The organism is Photobacterium sp. GB-36, from assembly GCF_003026135.1.
GTDB lineage: Bacteria > Pseudomonadota > Gammaproteobacteria > Enterobacterales > Vibrionaceae > Photobacterium.
The window spans coordinates 1-1,034 of sequence record NZ_PYNY01000069.1; the positions used below are offsets into that span (position 1 = coordinate 1).

Here is a 1,034-nt window from a genome sequence, read left to right on the forward strand (position 1 = left end):
TTTACTTCATTGGGTAGGGGAGCGTTCTGTAAGCCGTTGAAGGTGAATCGTAAGGTTTGCTGGAGGTATCAGAAGTGCGAATGCTGACATGAGTAACGATAAAGGGAGTGAAAAACTCCCTCGCCGGAAGATCAAGGGTTCCTGTCCAACGTTAATCGGGGCAGGGTAAGTCGACCCCTAAGGCGAGGCCGAAAGGCGTAGTCGATGGGAAACGGGTTAATATTCCCGTACTTCTTATAATTGCGATGGAGGGACGGAGAAGGCTAGGTGAGCCTGGCGACGGTTGTCCAGGTCCAAGTATGTAGGCTGATGGTTTAGGCAAATCCGGACCATCTTAAGGCTGAGATACGATGTCGAGTCACTACGGTGACGAAGTCATTGATGCCATGCTTCCGGGAAAAGCTTCTAAGCTTCAGATTATAAGAAATCGTACCCCAAACCGACACAGGTGATCAGGTAGAGAATACCAAGGCGCTTGAGAGAACTCGGGTGAAGGAACTAGGCAAAATGGTACCGTAACTTCGGGAGAAGGTACGCTCCTAGCGGTGATGAGACTTGCTCTCTAAGCTGCCGGGAGTCGCAGATACCAGGTGGCTGCAACTGTTTATTAAAAACACAGCACTGTGCAAAATCGAAAGATGACGTATACGGTGTGACGCCTGCCCGGTGCCGGAAGGTTAATTGATGGGGTTAGACTTCGGTCGAAGCTCTTGATCGAAGCCCCGGTAAACGGCGGCCGTAACTATAACGGTCCTAAGGTAGCGAAATTCCTTGTCGGGTAAGTTCCGACCTGCACGAATGGCGTAATGATGGCCACGCTGTCTCCACCCGAGACTCAGTGAAATTGAAATCGCAGTGAAGATGCTGCGTCCCCGCGGCTAGACGGAAAGACCCCGTGAACCTTTACTATAGCTTGGCACTGAACATTGACCCTACATGTGTAGGATAGGTGGGAGACGTTGAAGCAACCGCGCCAGTGGTTGTGGAGTCAATCTTGAAATACCACCCTTGTATGCTTGATGTTCTAACGTTGG

General features: G+C 50.7%; 1 rRNA gene. It reads left to right on the top strand.

Annotated features, from left to right (window positions below):
* Positions 1–1,034: ribosomal RNA gene (locus C9J46_RS21295) — 23S ribosomal RNA — on the top strand; the annotation flags it as partial.